This window comes from Limosilactobacillus sp. WILCCON 0051 (assembly GCF_039955095.1).
GTDB classification, from domain to species: Bacteria; Bacillota; Bacilli; order Lactobacillales; family Lactobacillaceae; genus Limosilactobacillus; species Limosilactobacillus allomucosae.
This window is the reverse complement of the sequence record NZ_CP154878.1, coordinates 594,727-612,990: the sequence shown is the minus strand read 5'-3', so window position 1 is coordinate 612,990 and position 18,264 is coordinate 594,727. Positions and strand designations below refer to the sequence as shown.

The window sequence follows — 18,264 nt, the reverse complement described above, 5'->3', positions numbered from 1 at the left end:
TTTAAACAAGCGACTAGAATAATATATCATGAAGTCGCGCAGCTGTCAACAACATTTTTTTAAATCGTTAATAACTGCTAGAAGCAAATCTGACTGTCATCAGCGTCTGCCTCATCGACAACGATAACTACTATACCGATATTCTGAGTTTTCGTCAATGCTATTTCTATATTTTTTAAACGTTTTTTCAAAACACAAACTTTAAAACTCCACAACTATAAAACGGCCCTCAAATCACGATCAATATAATTCGAAGTCAGCATTATTGTCTATGTTATAAAAAGTGAATTTACTGAATGATTTAAAATAGTTTACGTTTTTGTTTAATTTAATGATTATTCTTCAAAAAAAACCTAATTGCTGTTAAAATCTTAGCGATAATTGAATATAAGAAAAATAAAAGGAGTTTTATATGTCGACTTTAATCGATTTTATCCTTCACATTGACACCCATCTGATTCAGATCGTTAATCAGTTTGGCGATGCCAGCTACCTAATCCTGTTTCTGATCATTTTTATCGAAACCGGCGCGGTAATTTTACCATTCCTGCCTGGTGACTCACTGCTATTTGCAGCCAGTGCACTAGCTGCAAATGCAAGCTACCACTTAAATATCTGGATTTTTGCATTTGGATTCTTAATGTCATGTCTTTTAGGTGATTCAATTAACTTCCTGATCGGTCAAAGAATCGGTAAGAGCCTGTCAAATCACTCATGGTTCGGAAAACTGATCGATAAACAGAGCCTTGAAAAAGCAGAGGCATTCTTTGAAAAACATGGTGCTCCTGCGATCATCCTGGCTCGGTATATGCCAATCATTCGTACTTTTGCTCCTTTTGCTGCAGCTGGATCCGGTTTCCCATATCGGCGCTTTATCCGCTACAGCATCGTCGGATGTGTAAGCTGGGTTGCAATCTGTTGTTCGTGCGGCTATTTCTTTGGCAATCTTCCTTTTGTCCAGGCTCACTTCTCGGCAATCATTCTGGCAATCATTGTGGTTACCCTGATGCCTGCCGTAATCAGCTTTATTAAATCAAAGCTCTCAAATAAGTCTGCTCAAGTAACGGTTGATTCGCCATTGAATCAAACTCAAGAGCAGGATGGTGAATAGCCACCAGATTCCAAACAGCATCGCGAAAAAATCATCGGGAAACAAATTAATAATTGGATTGCTGGTCGGTGAAAACACCCAATTCATATTGGAAAAAGCAAGATAATGGAATTTGATAAAAAAGTCATCAAAATCTATGATAATCATCATCCCGACGACTATCAACAATGCTAATAGATTCTTCAATAGACCTGACAGTTTCCAAAGCTGCCAGGTCTTTTTTTCATACTGCATGATTCCACATGCGCCAAATAATGCCAATCCAGTTATAGCTAATGCCGTTATGATCAAATGTCTGACATCGCTAAAATGCTCAACGGCACTTTCAGTCATTGGAATCCCAGCTAGATGCAAAGGCGGCTGTGGCCAAGGCTGAACAAGATACATTAATAAATGACGATAATCTTTTAAAACCACTGCATTTGAAAGATTCAAAAAGTGCGACGGAATCCTTAAAAGCAACGGCGAGATCAGCAAGGTTAAAAAAAGGGCAAGCCCAGCCGCTGCGATAGTTATCAGCAGCAACGCAAGGATTGTCCCGATGGCTTCAACTATTTGTTTTCTAAACGTTCCATTCATCAAGCGTCTTCACCGTATAAGTTGGTTTAGTCTCCACATGTTCAATATCAGCTGGCTTTGAAAGACCGGTATAGACAAGAAGCGTATCAACTCCAGTATTAATACCTGCTTTTACATCGGTCTGATAGTTATCGCCGACCATCAATACCTCTGATTTTTTCAGTCCGCTAGCCTTTAAAGCCATTTCAACAATGGTTTTTTGTGGCTTGCCGATCATGATTGGTTCTTGCTGTGTGGCATAGCGAACCAGTTCAACCAAAGCACCAGCACTCGGAATCATCCCTTCTTCGCTTGGCAGATTGGTATCCCCATTCGTACCGATAAAAACAGCACCAGCTCGAATACAAAGCGTTGCAATCTTAAACTGCTCATAAGTCACGTTACGATCCAAGCCAACAACGACATAGTCAGGATCTTGATCAGTCAATTGCATTCCCTTATTTAACAAAGCATCTTTTAGTCCTCGTTCCCCGATTACGTATACTCGGCGCTTTTGGCCAGCATGCTGTACCAAATAATCAGCGGTTGCCATTGCTGAGGTATATACATTAGCCGCCGTCACGTTAATATCATGATTTGCTCTTAGATTGGCAGCAACTTCTTTGGGACTGCGGGTACTATTGTTGGTAACAAACAGAATCTCTCGCTGATGCTCCTGCAAGCGCTTGATAAAACGTGCAGCGGCTGGGATTCTTTCCTTACCGCGATAGACCGTACCATCTAAATCGATAAAATAGCCTTGATATTGTTTCATGCTTTCTCTCGCTTATTATTCTTATTTTTCACTATCAGTTTTTGACGATGCTTACCGGTTTTTACGCGACGTACTTCTTGGTTTTTACGTTCTTTTAAAGGCGGCTGCTTGAGTGATTGTCGAACCTCTTTGACAGCTGCGCCCGACTGATGTTTTTTACTGTTCCCAGAAGCTTTGTGCCGATTTGAAAAACGTCTGCCAGACCGCCGATTCTTTCTTGGCAGCTGCACCTCTTGATTATGGATGATGAAATAGGCACAGCCAAAGTTGCAGTCTTCATACAGATAGTCTTGAATCGTCTGCATCCCCTGTTCAGGATTATACTGTGGATTATCAGGACCATAGAAGCCACGCAATCGCAGCTGTCCATATCCCCAATCACCGACTATATAGTCATATTTACCCAGAATGGAACTAAAACGATCAGCAAGTGCCTCGGAATTAAAAGCGTTTTTGTAGTCAGCAACCAGCGTGTAAGGATGATTGTTGATCAAAAAATGCTGCTGATCTTGCTGTAGAACCCGAAAAACGCCTTGCCGCTGCATCTGGCGACGTTCAATGTATTCTTCAACTTTACTGCGATTGATATCAGCCACTCCTTTCTCGTTTTAATAAATATCCAAACTATTATACTCACTGCTATGATCTAATGTCGAGTCAGCTTTTCTGCCTTGATCCGGGCAATCGTCTCAACCTCTGCCAGTGTCAAGGGCTCGCCAAATGCCGGCCGTTTTTTCAGATATTCCAGTTCCGGGGAATCAATCCCGACATTAACGTTTTCTTTTACTGGAACGGCATAGTGATGAATATGACCATGCAGATTTATAATCCGTGGCGCAATCCCCAGCATCATTGGATAATGCGTTAGATAGCACTGACAATGATTATACTTGATTAAAGCCCCAACATCATGAAAGCTGAATTTAGGCTGACCATTTAAGTCATAATTATGAGCAGCCAGATATTTAAACAGTTCTCTTCGATCATGATTGCCTTTGATCAGTACCAGGTGACCATGCAGCGCATTTAAAATCTCAAAAATCGCCTCATCGGCTCGCTTGGCTGGCTTAGCAAAATATACGGCAATATCGCCCAAATGATATACAATGTCATTTTCGGCAACCTTAGCATTCCAGTGTTCAATAATCTGCTCATCCATCTGTTTGGTATCAGCAAAAGGCCGTGGCGCAAAATCGTCAACTCCTAACAGATGCTGATCCAAAAAGTGGGTATCAGAAGTCACAAAACGCATCATTATCACTCCTAAACACAAAAATGGGACGCTCACCAGCGTCCCATTTTGATTTTAACAGCAACTACTTGCTGGCTTTTTTAAGTCGTTCGATATCATGAACGATCATTAATTCTTCGTTAGTTGGAATCAGCAGCGTCTTGATCTTAGCATCATCAGTCGACAGATCACGCTCTACGCCACGAATGTTGTTCTTTTCTGGATCAATCGCAATACCAAAGTAGCCCAGCTTGTCAGCTACGGCCTGACGAACGGTGATACTGTTCTCACCAACACCCGCAGTAAAGACAATGGCATCTGCTCCACCCAGTTCAGCAATGTAGGCGCCAATGTAGCGAACGATCCGGTTGACATAGATGTCCCAAGCCAACTGTGCACGCTCGTTGCCTTCGTTTTTGGCCTTTTCAACATCGCGCATGTCGCTGGAAACGCCAGAAATCCCCAACAGACCGGATTTGTGGTTAAGCATGTCAACCATTTCATCGCTAGAAACGCCCAGCTTCTTTTGGACGAAAGCAACCAATGATGGATCAACATCCCCAGAACGAGTAGCCATCGTAACCCCGGCTAATGGTGAAAAGCCCATTGAAGTGTCAAAGGACTTGCCACCTTTAATAGCAGTAATTGAAGCCCCAGCACCAATGTGGCAGGTAATCAGCTTCAATTCTTCCAATGGTCGGCCAAGCATTTCAGCTGCCCGAGCCGCTACGTAACGGTGACTGGTACCGTGAGCACCATACTTACGGGCACCATACTTCTCGTACCATTCATAAGGAACGCTATAGAGGGCATTCATTTTTGGCATATTAGCATGGAAAGCAGTGTCAAAAACGGCAACTGCAAATGCATCCGGCAAGACTTCCTTAAAGGCCTTGATACCTTGTAATTCAGCTGGGTCATGCAATGGTGCATATTCAGCCAGCGCATCGATCTTGTTCATAACGTCTTCATCGATGACAACTGAATCCTTAAAGTATTCACCACCAGCAACAATCCGGTGACCAACAGCCGTAATTTCATCATAGCTGGCAACAATCTTCAAATCCAGCAGCTGCTTGAGCAGATATTGAACTGCAGCTTCATGGTCAGCGAATGGCTTATCTTCTTTCAACTTTTGACCGTCACCATACTTGATTTCGGCATGGCCAACTTCCAGACCGATACGTTCAATCTGGCCTTCTGCTACTACTTCTTCGCTTGGCATGTCAAACAGCTTGAACTTGACGGTCGAACTGCCGGCATTAACAGCAATCGTTTTTGACATTGGCGTAATCTCTCCTTTTACTAACTCTCAACTTTTAAGATTTGCAGCTACCCATGCATCAATCTGATTCATAAAGGCTACAAATTCAGCACGCTTCTTGACTGACGGAAAACTGCCCAACAAAACCTGCTTGGCTTGATGACTGCCACCACCTTGACGCTGCAAAAGAAGAATCGATTTTTGAGCAGCTTGATTCTTAAAAAGATCAGCTGGCAGATTGATCAATCCTTGGAAATGCGCTACCGAGTGGATCCACTTAACAAAGCCCATCGTCTCTTCAGTTTGGAAGAGATTCGATGGTACCAAAAATACGCCAAAGCCGCCTGGTTTAAGATAATTCATTGATTGTTCGATCAACAGATGATGAACGTATGAATGTCCTTTTTCAGCACGCGTCTGATAATTTTTCGTATTTTCATCAAGCGGATAGTATCCAACTGGCAGATCTGAAACCGCCAAATCACTTTGCGGAATCGTCAAAGGCTCAATGGCATCTTGGTGAAACAGCTCAACCGGCTCTCTTTGTAATGAGACGCTGACGCTGGCAACTGCCAGCAGCTCATCATCATTATCGATTCCGTATCCCTGTACTGGCTGATCAATGGCTTCTTGCAGGTGGTTCATGACCGTTGTTAGTAGATTAGCCGTTCCTACTGCCGGATCAAAAATCGTATATGGATGATTGCGATCAATGATTTTTTCAATCAAGTAGGCCATCATGATCCCCAAAGTATCGGGCGTCATTTGATGATTGGCTTGAATCGCATCCTTACGAATCACTTTTAACAGATCCAGCTGCAAAAGACGGCGTACTGTCTCGCGGTCGGTATGCAACAGATCCAGCTGCTGATATAGCTTGTTTAACTCAGCAACCGTCTCTGGCTTAGGCAAACCATCCTCGACACGAACCTTGCCATTATCAACCAGATTCTCAGCATTTTCGAGAAATGCATCAAGATAAGAGCTGTTCAAATCTGCTTGTAACAGTTCCGTTGCGCGATCAAATGGTACAAATAGTTGTTCTGGTGTTGCCAGTTTTGGTCACTCCCATCCTCATTCGTCGTACGAAAATAGTTTACCTATTTTTACCGACAAATTCAAGGAAGCGCCTCGTCTTCTTGAAACTTAAAGGATGATCCGTCATTGAGACAGACGATTGTCAACCTGTCTTCATGCTTGACGATTCCTCTATTAAAGTCCGCATTATCTTTGCTGCCAGTCAAATTTAACATTGCCTGTGCAATAAATTGATCACTAAGACGATGAATCAGTTTTGCTTGACCAGCCTGATAGCGATACTGAGCCAAAACAGTGGCTGTCGCAATGCTCAGCACGATCATCGCCGCCAGCAGCGTACTGCTCTTGCGACGGCGCCAGACAGATAACCGCTGTTTGCCGATATCCATTGCTTCTTTTCACCTCAATTTCTAACCGTTGCCTGTCAAGCCGTTTAAAAGTTGCTGCTTGAACCTGATAAAGCATCGGCAAATAACCACCACCATGCTGCAGCCGTAAGAATATTCGACCATTTTCAGCCGTCAGCTCATAATACTTCTTGGTGGCAGCTCCATACAGCACCGTATGCTGTTCATCCTGACATCGATAAAGACTGAAGTGCCGATCCGATAATTCCAGCTCGGTCACGAATAAATACCAATCCGTTGGCATATCCAAAGCACGCTGATTGACTTGATCAACAATCTTGACAGTCTGCCCCAATGCCAAAACTGTCACCATGCTGATCAGTAGTGCCATTATGCTTTCTGCCAGCGTAAATGCTGATCGTCTCAAACCATTACCGCCTTTCCAGTTTTAGAATACACTTTCCTGATCGTTCAACGACTACCCTATTGCGATCAGCAGTTGCCATTAGTGGAGCTCGAACGATCCTGACGCGGTCTTGGTGATTTTTGAGAGCATCACTGGCCTCTTTAGCCAGTCGACTTGCTGCCAGCTGCTCATCAGCCAGTTTTCTTTGATGATTCAATTCATTTAGGCCAGTCATTAAAAAAACGATACTGAACGCGACAATCGCCAATGCCGTCACACTCTCACCCAGCATGACTGCCCGATGCCTTTTTTTGTGTTGCCTGTACATGATAGCTCCCCCATGCCAATTGAATTCTGATTTGATAATCCGTATTATCCAATGTTGAAACAAACTCCTCTGTCTGCGGACTGACATAGCCCGTTGTTTTCATCTCAATATCATTGAACCGTTTGACCGACAGCGTACCCGGAACATTTATATACTCAGCACCACTTGCCCAGGAAAAGACAACCTGACTGTGGCTTTTTAGATAAAAAACGCGGGTTGACTCGTTGCTGGTCTTTGATCGTACCTGAGCTGCCTGCCATGCTTGACGAAAGACCTGCCAAAACTGACGCTCTTCATTTTTCTGAATGGTTCGCTGCATTGATGGCCAGCCAATCAGCATCGTCAACGCGGCAATTCCCAAGACAATTATCATTTCCAACAGAGTAAAGGCTGGCCGGCAAATTTTCATTTTCGCTCAGCCTTTCCATTGACAACTTTAATGTGCTCACTGGCTGCTTTTTGTGCCTGTGCTGAGGTCAGATATTGATTTTCAACCAGCTGATCTATGCTTTGGGCTTTTTGTCCAGTATCATTCTCATACAGATCAAGCTGGGTCTGGACGACATTGGTCATGGCATTTTCATGAATCTTGGTTGCATGCTCGCGCTGTGTGCTGAGATTTGGCAAAATAATCAGTACCAACAGACTGATAATAAATAAGACGATAGCCATCTCTAATAGTGTAAACGCGCGCCGTTTCTGCTTCTTTAACATCTTAGTAAACCTCCTGCAGTGAGTGATAGATTGGCAAAAGAATACTGAGATACATTAAAAAAATCCCAGCAGCAATCAAAATAAAAAGCGCTGGCTGTACCAATACCAGAATATGCATCGTTGACTGCCGAAACTTTTTAAACTTGAGCTTGGAAAATAAAGTCAGTTCCTGGCCTAATTGTTCATTGGTCAAGCCACGATTGATAAAAATGGCCAGTTCATCCGGTAAGAAAGGTGCTTTTAAGATTAAGTCAGTCAACTGTCTTCCCTGCGAGCTAAGCTCAAATGCTGCCCGGCCAACCTGATGCAGCAACGAGTCATCATCAAAGCTATTCGTCAGCTGGCATATTTCACGCAAAGAGAAACCATGCTGCAGCAAAATGGCCAGATTGGACGTTAGATAATAACCATAGTATTCACGAAAGATTTTGCCAAACAGCGGCCAGCGACACTGATGCCGCACCTTTTTTAGCGTTGACATATGCCGCCAGTGAATCGCTGCTAATCCTCCATAGCTTAAAAAAACACTGCCGGTAATTATCAGTGTTTCGCCAATCGGCCATCGTTCGCCGATTGACAGCTGATTCTGCTGCTGCCAGCTTTGCAGCTCGGGAAAAACGAAAATCAGCAAGGCCGCCAAAATCGTCCCCAGCATCACCAATAAAATCAGCGGATATTCCAAAAGCGTCTTTAGCTGACGATGCTGCTGCTTTTGGACCTGTAAATACTGACCAATCTCTTTTAGCGTTATTGAAAGACTGCCATGCTGCTCAGCCAGTAAAAGCTGATAATAAAGCTCAACTCTTAAATAAGGCTTTAACGCATCTGCCAGCAGACGACCGGTCCTGAGCTGCTGATCAATTTTTGAAAAAAAAGCAGCCTGCCGCGGATAGGCCCGCTGTGAGAATTGAACTGCATGCTGCAACGAGAAGCCAACCGCCAGCAGATCATGCATCAGTAAAAACCAGTCGGCCTGTTGACTGACTTTAAATTTAACCGGCTTGGTACGACTGGGCCACGCTTTTTTCCAAACAGCCCTTGGCCACGCAATTTTTAAGCTGCTGCTCCCAAGCATCGGTCATCCCCACCTTTCGCTTTGTAAAGCTTTCCTGCAATGCATCATCAGCCAATAGATCAAACAGCACCGCCAATTGTTTTTTTACTGTCGGCAAGAGTCGTTGATAGCAGACACAGCTGATCGCCTGCTGCAGATAAAAGTCATCGACGTTCAGCTGTTCCAGACGAGTCAACGCTCCATAGACATTTCTGGCATGCACGGTTGCCATGACCAGATGACCGCTTAAGGCTGCTTGAACTGCCATCTGTGCCGTTTGCGGATCACGAATCTCGCCAATGATAAAGATCTGTGGTCGATGCCGCAAGCCAACCTTAAGCAGCTGCTGATAGCCCATCTCAGCCAATTCGTTAACCTGCAGCTGAATAAACATCGGCTCGGTAATCTCAACCGGATCCTCTATCGTCATAACGACACACTGGCCAACGAACTGACGCGCCAGATGGTACATCGTCGTTGTCTTCCCTGATCCCATCGGTCCGGCAAACAGCATCAACCCCCGCTTTTTAGCAGTCTGCTGCAATTTTTGCCATTGAGGCGGTACCAGCATCCGATAATCATTGCATAAACGATAGATGAAACGTACCACCAGTGATTCCTGTCCGCGACAGTCGCCAACCGATGACAATCTTAAGTCCACCTTTCCCCTAGGCGCGTGCCAGCAAAGCGATCCTGACTGCGGGCGACGATGCTCACTGACTGACATATCAGCACGATACTTTAAATATGCAATCAAGCGCTTGCCAAGTGGTAATGGCCATTGCTGATAAAGCTGCAGCTGCCCCTCATGCATGATTAAAAGTCGATAGTAGCTGCGATATGGCAGAACATAGAGATCTGACACCCGATAGCGAATTAAAACCGCAATATCTCTTGAGAACTCGCTTTTCAAAATTATCCCTCCTCTAACAATGCTATATGCCAAAAGAAGCCAGATGATATTTTTTTAATACTGGTTATTTGCTTGCAAAAGTTTTTTAAATAAAAAAATCACGCCACTCTCGACTGTAAGCGTCGCTGTTGGCGTGATCTTCTAAATAATAGCAGCCCCTCAAAAATAAGGACTGCTCTTAAAATGCCGTAATGTATTACCTGATATTGGTAAATATTGATGTTGAATGCTTTGAGAAAAAAAGGTAAGCACACCATATTGAACCGTGTTGCCTACTAAGCGGTGACCAATTTCAAAAATTAAAGAACAAAAAAGCAGCGGTCGACCGGCGCATTTCTGCGTGGTCGACCGCTGTTCATTTATCAATTAGGCTTTGCAGCTTTCTTGAATTTCACGAGCCCATGGCAAATAAGCCTCTATTTCTGGCGTTTCGCGTTTTGTAAAGGCGCTAAGCAGGGTCTCTAAATATTTAAAGACATCCAAATGATTTAGTTTTGCGGTTTGCACGATGCTATACCAGATCGCATTGGCTTTGGCCCCAGCCGTGGACTTCGCAAACAGACTGTTCTTTCTGACCAGCGTGGTGGGACGAATCAGTTGCTCATTGTGATTATTATGCAATGGCAGCTCTCCATGCCTGAACATCTGGTAAACCCGCTTCTTCAATTTGAGGGCATTTTTGATTGCATTGCGTAGCGGTTTGAGTGGCGATTTCGTCAAGGCTTCTTCAATCAGCTGATAGAAATCATCAATCATCGCTTTTAAATGCTGACGCCTTTGGGCTGCCTTCTCACTTGCTGATGAATATTTCAACCGTTTTTCGATGTGAAATACTTTGGCAAGGATCCGCACGGCGTCACTCGCAATACTTTGCCCTTGAAAGCGGGTAATCTTTGGATCAAGCAGTCGCTTAAATTGGCGATTGATATGAACCAGACAGGTCCCCCAATACGCTTCTGGTAAGCGATTATCAGAATATCCACTAAACCCATCACACATAATACCGCCAGAAAAGTCATCACCTAAGATTTCTGTAATAACCTTTCCTGATCGTGAAGGGGCATAGTGGAAATACGATACTTGATGTGGACTGAATTCTGCCGTAGAACAGGCTGACCAGAAGTAGCCATGTGATTGATCAAGATCCAGAACTTGAAATGGCGTCTCATCAAGCTGCACCACAGGTGCTGCCTTGATTTCTTGACGCAGACGTTCATAAATCTTTTGCCCAAACCTTTCGCCAGCTTCAATTACCCCACGAGCCATATGTTTGCTGGTGATGGGAAGTCCGAGGCGCTCCCAATACTGCGTCTGGCGGGTAAACGGTACTGCCAGACCAAACTTTTCAAAAAGTACTTCGGCGATTACCGAGCTTGAAAGGTAACTGTGTGGAAACAAGGGCTGTGGCGTCTTTGCCTGAACGAGTACATCATTGTCGGTTTCCGGATCTTGACAGTGTTCGCATCTAGCCGTTTCAGTACATACGATTTTGCAGCACAAGTGGGCAGGAATCAGTTTAACTTCACGATATTGTTCATGTTTGCCGATAACCGTCATCATTTGACCGCATTGATCACAAGTCAGTTCTTGCTCGCTTAGCTGATGAAGTTCTTCAACTTGTTCTAGGCAATCAAGCAATTGTTTACGTGATTCCTTTGATTTGCATTTTCTCTGGTGACTGGTAACGGTAGTGGTCAACTTTTCTACTGTTGAATCATTCGTTGGCACGGTTTCCTGTTCGTTGTCATCAAACAGATCCAACTGGCCAGCACTTAATTTTTCAGTTTTTTTTCCAAAAAGTTGCTTTTGCAGATAGTTTACCATCTCGGTCAGTTCCGCAATCTTAGCCTTTAGTTCTTTGTTTTCACGCAAGGCTTCTTCTAAAGTGATCTTCTCAGCCATTACCAATCACCTCCTTTATTATCTGATGACCATTAGGTTATCAGATAATGGAGGCAAATAAAAGAGGAACTTGTTAATACCCTGGTCCCTTAATAGCCGGCCTGATTCGTTTCTGAGGCAGTGGCGAGATGCCTTCTAACAATGCCTTAATCTGACTCTTGGTTAATGCCACTGCGTCTTCTCGATGTCGCGGCCATCGCAGTCCACCATTTTCAAAGCGTTTATAAAGCAGGATGAATCCTTCGCCGTCCCAGTACAAGCCTTTGAAGCGGTCATTACGATTGCCACAAAATAGGAATAACGAATCATTATCTAATTCCAAGCCATAATTCTCTGCGATCACCATGGCCAAACCATCAATCCCCTTCCGCAGATCGGTCTTGCCACAAACTATGTAGACGTGCTGAGGGGCACTCCAGTTAACCAGCATAAGCGGCTACTGCTTTAATGATCTCACTAACCAGAGCGGGATCTGCTTCTTGGTAGACATTAATTTTTACTTGGTGCAGTGAAACGGTCGCAGTCAAGCGTGAGCGCTTAGTAACCGGCTTCTTTGTTCGTGGTATATCAACTTCGACAAAATCTTGCTTCATAAAAAGTCCTCCTCCTTGAATATGTCTTCAAGTATAGGAGAACTTGGGATTTAATCATATGCGGTTGGTTATAGTGTGCTTACAAAAAAAGACGCAGGCATTATTGCCCGCGTCTAAAAACGAAACTATTCAGCATCGTCATCGTCTTCGATAACCCCAGCTTCATAAATGTCAGCAACATCGTCGTTGTCAGTCAGTTCGTCAATCAAGTGCTTGTATTGACTAACCTTGTCGCTAGGAACAACTGTCGTGTTTTGAGGGATCATCGTTACTTCAGCCGTGTCCAGTTCGTAGCCTTGTTCTTGCAAAGCATCACGAACGCTGGTCATGTCGCTTGGTGCCGTAAAGATCTGGAACTTGTCGTCAGTAGCCTTCATGTCTTCAGCACCAGCATCCAGAGCATCCATCAGCATGTCGTCTTCGCTCTTGTCGAGACCGTCACGCAGAATTTCAATCAAGCCCTTGCGATCAAACATGTAGGAAACAGATCCACTGGCACCCAGCGAACCGCCGGAATGAGTAAATGCAGAACGTACTGCAGCAGCCGTCCGGTTCTTGTTGTCAGTCAAGGCAAATACCATCACTGCAACCCCACCTGGGCCATAGCCTTCGTAAGTAACTTCTTCAAACTTGGCACCGCCAGCACCAGTAGCCTTTTCAATTGCCCGTTGAATGTTCTTCTTAGGCATGTTGGCTGCATGGGCCTTGTCGATTACCAGACGCAGTTGAGGGTTGTTTGCTGGATCAGGATCACCTGTTTTAGCGGCTTGGTACAAGTCACGAGAAATCTTTTGGAAAATCTTGCCACGCTTGGCATCCTGAGCGTTTTTACGCCCTTGAATGTTATGCCATTTTGAATGTCCTGACATTACTAACTCCTCTTTTCTTATATAGATTTAGATAACAAACATTGAAATTTTACCAAATTAAGCTGGTAAATTCAAGACTTTATCAATGACGACGAACAATTCGCAGCCCACCGCGCAAGAGCCAGCCAACCAGGGCCAACGCCAACAGCAGCCAGGCAATTCTCCATCCCCTGGTTAAAACGTCATTACCAATGGTTGCAATCGTTGAAGCATAATCTGGTTCTTCTTGAGCAGCCTGATTGATTCCCAGCTTGACCAGCCAAACAAAGCCAAAGTACAGTCCCGCTGACCAGGCAGTCGACCAGCTGAAAACTGCCAAAAAACAGCGTTTAAATAAGCTCCAGACGATTAAGACTGCCAGTGCTACTCCACTGATTGCCAACAGAACGTTAACGACTGTTTTAACGGTCGTAATCGTTTTAGCAGCCGTCTGTACTTCATCAGTGTTCAGTTTTTGGTTAACCTGGTTCGTCAGCTGCTGATTGAACCCACTGGTTGCCGAAGATGGGAGCAGTGATGTTGACAGACCATATGATCCCAGCTCATCATCAACCTTTGACTGCAGTCTTTTTTCAACATTGGTAAGATCAAGCTTAATGCTCTTGCCAGCATAGACTTGTTTAACTGCCTGCCTTACTAAGCGGTGCGTTTCCTTGGTTGTTAGCAGTGAGCCAGAAACGCCATATTCGCTTAAACTGCCATTGACTTCTTCTTGAAGCTGCGTACTGATCGGTGAATCGGCCAGCTCATCAGCCGCAAAATCGGCATTCAAGACCGTTGCATTTAGTAAAACAGCAATTGCCATCACCATCGTCAGCAAGATCCCCAAAAAGGACGCCCAAAAATGATGAGAACGTGGCTGCTTAGCCGAAGCATTGGCCTGTCGTTTTTGACGATGCATCTCTTCTCGAGACATCAAAGATCAATCACCTTCTAGCGCGTTGACTGACGCTTTTCAAAACCATGTTCCAAAATAACGTCTTTGGATTCACCATCTTCTTTGTCTTCATCCTTACTGTTCATCAGCTTGGTCAACAGACGCATTGATACGGCCCCTAAGTCATAAAGCGGCTGCGTGATCGTAGTCAGCTTAGGACGTGTAATCTCAGTGGTCTTTGTATTGTTTGAGGCAATAATCTGGAACTCATCAGGAACCTTAACGCCATGATCAGTCAAACCGTTCAGCAAGCCTGCCGCTACGCCATCATCGCTGACAAAGGCTGCCTTAGCGCCACTGTCAGCAATGGCTTGTGATTGCTTGTAGCCTTCAGCATAAGAATCATGCGTCTCAAAGATCAGCTTTTCGTCAAAATCCTTGCCAGCTTCCTGCAGAGCCTGCTTGTAGCCTTCAATGCGGTAACGCTTGTTGATGGTACTATCCTTTGAGCCTACTACCAATGCCACAGGACCATCAACACGTTCAATCAGGTACTTAATGGCTTGTTTGGTAGCTTCTTGATAATCAATCCGGACCGTTGGCAGCTCATCATCGTTGGTAACGGAACCAGCCACAACGACCGGTACATTGGATGAGCTGAATTCCTGCCGCAGTTCTTCTGGAATATCATGTCCCATAAAGATAATGCCATCAACCTGCTTGGCCATCAGCCCGCGAACGACTTGCAGCGCCTTTCGATCATCAGCATCTGAGTTGGTCAGAATCATGTTGTATTTGTACATTGAAGCAATATCGTCAATCCCCAATGCCAATTCTGCAAAATATGCATTCGTAACATCTGGGATCACAACGCCAACCGTAGTCGTTTTTTTGCTGGCCAGTCCACGAGCAACGGCATTCGGGCGGTAGTTTAACTGCTTGATAACGTCGAGCACTTTTTTGCGCGTTTCTGGTTTAACGTTGGGATTACCGTTAACCACACGCGAAACGGTCGCCATGGAAACGCGTGCTTCACGTGCCACGGTGTAAATGGTAACTGATTGTTTTTCCATAATTTATAAGCCCTTTCTTTGTTGATTTTAGTTGCTTTCATCGGTTTTTCATAACCGCAATCAATATAACAAAATTAACGGTTTTGCGCAAACGTAATGATAAACAAATATGCTATAATATTAACAATTGCTTAAAAAAATCTCATCTTATGCATAAGGAGCAAGACAAATGAACAAATTAACACAATTACGTCAAGCTGTCAATGAAGCTCAGCTCGATGTTGCCTATCTCAGTGATCCAATGACCATTAAATATCTGACCGGCTTTGGCAGCGATCCAATTGAACGGGTTTTAGCGCTGCTGGTCTTTCCTGATCACGATCCTTTCCTGTTTGCCCCAGCACTTGAAGTAGAAGCCATCAAGGATACTGGCTGGCCCTATGACGTTTACGGCTACCTCGATCATGAGCAGCCTTATGCGATGATTGCCGAACAAGTTAAAAAACGCGTTGCTGCTCCAAGCAGATTCGGGATTGAACAAGGCTTTTTGACCGTTGCTCGACTGCGGGCCTTACAAGAGCAATTTCCTAAAGCCAGCTTTGACTATGATATGACGCCAACGATTCAGCATATGCGTTTGATCAAGTCGCCAGACGAGATTGCTATTCTGGAAGAAAATGGCAAGTGGGCTGATTTCGCCTTTAAGGTTGGTTTTGATGCCGTCAAGATTGGCGCAACCGAAAACCAGATCGCCGCTGAAATCCACTATGCTCTGCAAAAACACGGCGTTATGCACATGAGCTTTGATACCTTGATTCAAGCCGGTGCCCATGCAGCTGAACCACATGGCGCTACCAATGACACCAAGATTCAAGACAACGAGCTGGTATTGTTTGATCTGGGAACCAACGTTGACGGCTACACCAGCGATGCTTCTCGAACAGTAGCAGTTGGAACGCTTAACGACAAACAAAAAGACATCTATCAAGTCTGCCTTGAGGCTCAGCTGGCCGCCCAAGAAGCTGCCAAACCCGGCATGACCGCCGCAGAACTGGATAAGATTGCCCGTGACATTATCGACAAGGCCGGCTATGGTGAATACTTCATTCATCGTCTGGGCCACGGAATGGGCATGACCGATCACGAGTTTCCTTCAATCATGGAAGGCAACGACATGCTGCTTGAGCCTGGCATGTGCTTCTCAATTGAACCAGGAATCTACATCCCAGGCTTTGCCGGCGTCCGAATCGAAGACTGCATCCATATTACAAAAGATGGCAATGAGCCGTTTACTCATACGACAAAAGAACTGCTATACGTTGGCAGATAAATTGCAAATCAAAAGCACTTCACCAGCAAAAGTGAAGTGCTTTTTTATTGATTCACAATTTTAATCTTGGTCGCTTGATGATGAATGATCATCCTGGCTAGCATCAGCATCATTATTTTCTTCAGACGCATCCGTAGTTTTATCGATCACGATATCATCTTGACTTGAGTTATCGGACTGAGCTTTGGCAAGTTCTTCGCGAATCTGGGCGGTCTGTTCGTCAAAATCATCGTTGGTAAAATGATTGACTGCTTGATCAGCACTTTTTTTAACCGTATCAGCGCCTTTTTTTACCGAGTCGGCCAAGTCGCTAAATTTATCGCCAAACTTGTCAACGGCCTGTTCCTTAACATCCTGCACCATTCCATCGGCAAGATCCAAGGCATTGATTGCGTAATCGGTTGCATAGTCAACGGCATCATGCGTTTTATCAGCCACGGCCTGCTTGATCTGCTTTTTCTTATCGGCACTCAGCGCTTGCCAGGCTCCAAATGCGGCCGCGCCACCAACCAAAAAACCAGCTAAAACTTTTTTCGTCATGTGCTTATCCTCCAATCAAACTAATTTTCCTTGGAACGATGCAGCTTGCTAAACAGGTTTAGTGCTGCTTTTTTACCGGCATTTGCCAACAGCTGGCGTCCCTGCTTGGCACTTTCATGCTGCGCGTTTAACTTGTCAGTAAACTGGCGTGCCGCTGCGTTAACGTCACTGGCACTCTGACCAAGATCCGCAATGGCTTTTACCGCCGGATCCAGTTCTGATGACTTTTTGTTCAAGTCTTCCAATAGTTCGTTAGTATTTCCTAAGACGTTTTCTAATTCATGAGTAAGCGCATCAACATCTTTGCTTAATCCATCAATACTTTTAGTCGTTTCTTCCAGTGTCTTGCCCAAGCGAGACAAAAACATTCCAATAAAACAAACCAGCACTACAAACGCGATCGCCGCGATCAGGCCGGCAATTTGTCCAGCAGTCATTTAAAAGCTCCTCCTTTGTAGTTACACCAAGTTTAACATATCGCATAATTTTTTGTTAATTATTATTAGCAGTTGACTTATGATATAGTTGTCTGGAATCTATATAAGGAGCGATTTTTAATGAACAAACAGATCCAACAGCTGACTAAATCTTTTGCCAACGTCGATCTGGATCAGATTGCCCAAAATATCGTCAATCGTCTATTCTCGATTTTACTGACGATCGTTATTTTTTTCATTATCCTTTGGGCAGGCAAACTCATCATCAACTACGCCTTTAGTCATACCAAACGCTTTAACATGCTCGGCGCGCACCGCATGGCAACGTTTCACACGCTGACGCTCAATATTTATCGATATACCTGCTTTTTCTTTCTGCTGTATGCCTTGCTTTCTTTGATTGGCGTACCGGTGGGAACCCTCGTCGCCAGTGCCGGAATTTTCAGTATTGCTTTGGGACTTGGTGCACAGGGATTTGTCAGCGACATGGTCAACGGTTTTTTTATTTTGCTGGAAAAGCAGCTTGACGTTGGCGATGTCGTGGTAATTGGTACGATTAAGGGTACGGTTTCTGGCATCGGACTACGAACTACTCGCGTCACCAGCGCAGATGGCACGCTTAATTACATTCCCAATCGCAATATTACTACCGTCAGCAATCTTTCCCGCTCAACCTGGCATGCCAGCGTCGACATTCCAATTGGTCCCAATGCGCCATTGGATGAGATCAAAAAAGTCATTGCGGCAGTCAATCAAAAACTAGTCGCACAGGGTAAATTCGGCAAGCATCCCGCTCCCAAAATCGTTGGTCCCGTTACGATTCCAGCAACCGCTTCTGCCAAGGCCTCATTGGTTTATCGCGTGGCTTTGACAACAACTTATGATGCCGAGTATCAATTGACCAGCGATTGCCTGGCAGCCTATCTCACGGCTTTAAACAATGCCCATGTTTCACTTGACTAAC

23 protein-coding genes are annotated in these 18,264 nt (G+C 44.6%); 3 read left to right on the top strand and 20 right to left on the bottom strand.

The window, feature by feature from the left end:
* Positions 1-412 precede the first annotated feature (412 nt).
* Positions 413-1,111 (top strand): VTT domain-containing protein, encoded by a 699-nt coding sequence (locus ABC765_RS02855; protein ID WP_347963370.1) that lies wholly within the window; start codon positions 413-415, stop codon positions 1,109-1,111.
* On the opposite strand, the gene ABC765_RS02850 is transcribed toward ABC765_RS02855, so the two are convergent.
* From ABC765_RS02850 to ccpA, 18 genes are all read right to left on the bottom strand, one after another.
* Positions 1,043-1,690 carry a TIGR01906 family membrane protein gene (locus tag ABC765_RS02850; protein WP_347963369.1) on the bottom strand — a complete coding sequence of 216 codons (648 nt, stop codon included), beginning with the start codon at positions 1,688-1,690 and terminating at the stop codon, positions 1,043-1,045. The two genes, ABC765_RS02855 and ABC765_RS02850, sit on opposite strands and share 69 nt — an antisense overlap.
* Positions 1,674-2,444, bottom strand: a complete 771-nt coding sequence (locus tag ABC765_RS02845) for a TIGR01457 family HAD-type hydrolase (RefSeq protein WP_347963368.1) — start codon at positions 2,442-2,444, stop codon at positions 1,674-1,676. Before ABC765_RS02845 ends, ABC765_RS02850 begins: the two co-directional genes overlap by 17 nt.
* Positions 2,441-3,031, bottom strand: a complete 591-nt coding sequence (locus ABC765_RS02840) for a YutD family protein (RefSeq protein WP_347953978.1) — start codon at positions 3,029-3,031, stop codon at positions 2,441-2,443. The genes ABC765_RS02845 and ABC765_RS02840 overlap by 4 nt, the downstream gene beginning before the upstream one ends.
* 59 nt (positions 3,032-3,090) lie before the next feature.
* A complete protein-coding gene (locus ABC765_RS02835) occupies positions 3,091-3,696 on the bottom strand; it encodes a metallophosphoesterase (protein ID WP_347980667.1) in 606 nt (201 codons plus the stop codon).
* A 64-nt stretch (positions 3,697-3,760) separates the two neighbouring features.
* The gene (locus tag ABC765_RS02830) at positions 3,761-4,960 is read right to left on the bottom strand and encodes an acetate/propionate family kinase (RefSeq protein ID WP_006500203.1); all 1,200 of its coding nucleotides are present in this window, start codon (positions 4,958-4,960) and stop codon (positions 3,761-3,763) included.
* 27 nt (positions 4,961-4,987) lie between these two features.
* Complete coding sequence (locus ABC765_RS02825) at positions 4,988-5,995, bottom strand: class I SAM-dependent methyltransferase (RefSeq protein ID WP_333486990.1); 1,008 nt, start codon at positions 5,993-5,995, stop codon at positions 4,988-4,990.
* 219 nt (positions 5,996-6,214) lie between these two features.
* Positions 6,215-6,715: a ComGF family competence protein gene (locus tag ABC765_RS02820; RefSeq protein ID WP_347980666.1), complete on the bottom strand. Its 501-nt coding sequence runs from the start codon at positions 6,713-6,715 to the stop codon at positions 6,215-6,217.
* 40 nt (positions 6,716-6,755) lie between these two features.
* Positions 6,756-7,022 (bottom strand): hypothetical protein, encoded by a 267-nt coding sequence (locus tag ABC765_RS02815; protein WP_347980665.1) that lies wholly within the window; start codon positions 7,020-7,022, stop codon positions 6,756-6,758.
* Positions 7,012-7,467, bottom strand: coding sequence for a type II secretion system protein (locus tag ABC765_RS02810; protein ID WP_347980664.1), 456 nt, complete (start codon positions 7,465-7,467; stop codon positions 7,012-7,014). The genes ABC765_RS02815 and ABC765_RS02810 overlap by 11 nt, the downstream gene beginning before the upstream one ends.
* Positions 7,464-7,772 (bottom strand): competence type IV pilus major pilin ComGC, encoded by a 309-nt coding sequence (gene comGC, locus ABC765_RS02805; protein WP_347952878.1) that lies wholly within the window; start codon positions 7,770-7,772, stop codon positions 7,464-7,466. The genes ABC765_RS02810 and comGC overlap by 4 nt, the downstream gene beginning before the upstream one ends.
* Before the next feature lies 1 nt (position 7,773).
* Positions 7,774-8,847, bottom strand: coding sequence for a type II secretion system F family protein (locus ABC765_RS02800; RefSeq protein ID WP_347980663.1), 1,074 nt, complete (start codon positions 8,845-8,847; stop codon positions 7,774-7,776).
* The gene (gene comGA / locus ABC765_RS02795) at positions 8,765-9,739 is read right to left on the bottom strand and encodes a competence type IV pilus ATPase ComGA (RefSeq protein WP_347952876.1); all 975 of its coding nucleotides are present in this window, start codon (positions 9,737-9,739) and stop codon (positions 8,765-8,767) included. The genes ABC765_RS02800 and comGA overlap by 83 nt, the downstream gene beginning before the upstream one ends.
* 366 nt (positions 9,740-10,105) lie before the next feature.
* Positions 10,106-11,641 (bottom strand): IS66 family transposase, encoded by a 1,536-nt coding sequence (locus ABC765_RS02790; protein WP_347952914.1) that lies wholly within the window; start codon positions 11,639-11,641, stop codon positions 10,106-10,108.
* A gap of 73 nt (positions 11,642-11,714) precedes the next feature.
* Positions 11,715-12,071, bottom strand: a complete 357-nt coding sequence (gene tnpB / locus ABC765_RS02785) for an IS66 family insertion sequence element accessory protein TnpB (RefSeq protein WP_013437559.1) — start codon at positions 12,069-12,071, stop codon at positions 11,715-11,717.
* Positions 12,061-12,234 (bottom strand): hypothetical protein, encoded by a 174-nt coding sequence (locus ABC765_RS02780; protein ID WP_303094221.1) that lies wholly within the window; start codon positions 12,232-12,234, stop codon positions 12,061-12,063. The genes tnpB and ABC765_RS02780 overlap by 11 nt, the downstream gene beginning before the upstream one ends.
* A 125-nt stretch (positions 12,235-12,359) precedes the next feature.
* The gene (locus tag ABC765_RS02775) at positions 12,360-13,103 is read right to left on the bottom strand and encodes a YebC/PmpR family DNA-binding transcriptional regulator (protein WP_006500211.1); all 744 of its coding nucleotides are present in this window, start codon (positions 13,101-13,103) and stop codon (positions 12,360-12,362) included.
* Between the two features lie 82 nt (positions 13,104-13,185).
* Positions 13,186-14,022, bottom strand: a complete 837-nt coding sequence (locus ABC765_RS02770) for a hypothetical protein (RefSeq protein WP_347980662.1) — start codon at positions 14,020-14,022, stop codon at positions 13,186-13,188.
* 14 nt (positions 14,023-14,036) lie between these two features.
* Complete coding sequence (gene ccpA, locus ABC765_RS02765) at positions 14,037-15,053, bottom strand: catabolite control protein A (protein WP_347952874.1); 1,017 nt, start codon at positions 15,051-15,053, stop codon at positions 14,037-14,039.
* Between the two features lie 169 nt (positions 15,054-15,222).
* Here ccpA and ABC765_RS02760 point away from each other — a divergent pair, with 169 nt between their 5' ends.
* Positions 15,223-16,323, top strand: coding sequence for a Xaa-Pro peptidase family protein (locus ABC765_RS02760; RefSeq protein WP_347963362.1), 1,101 nt, complete (start codon positions 15,223-15,225; stop codon positions 16,321-16,323).
* A 60-nt stretch (positions 16,324-16,383) separates the two neighbouring features.
* Here the strand turns inward: ABC765_RS02760 and ABC765_RS02755 are convergent, their stop codons facing one another.
* Positions 16,384-16,863 carry a hypothetical protein gene (locus ABC765_RS02755; protein WP_347980661.1) on the bottom strand — a complete coding sequence of 160 codons (480 nt, stop codon included), beginning with the start codon at positions 16,861-16,863 and terminating at the stop codon, positions 16,384-16,386.
* A 20-nt stretch (positions 16,864-16,883) separates the two neighbouring features.
* Positions 16,884-17,300, bottom strand: coding sequence for a DUF948 domain-containing protein (locus tag ABC765_RS02750; protein ID WP_034540080.1), 417 nt, complete (start codon positions 17,298-17,300; stop codon positions 16,884-16,886).
* Positions 17,301-17,420: 120 nt separating this feature from the next.
* On the opposite strand from ABC765_RS02750, the gene ABC765_RS02745 reads away from it, so the two are divergent.
* Positions 17,421-18,263, top strand: a complete 843-nt coding sequence (locus ABC765_RS02745; RefSeq protein ID WP_347952871.1) for a mechanosensitive ion channel domain-containing protein — start codon at positions 17,421-17,423, stop codon at positions 18,261-18,263.
* Position 18,264: the final 1 nt, after the last annotated feature.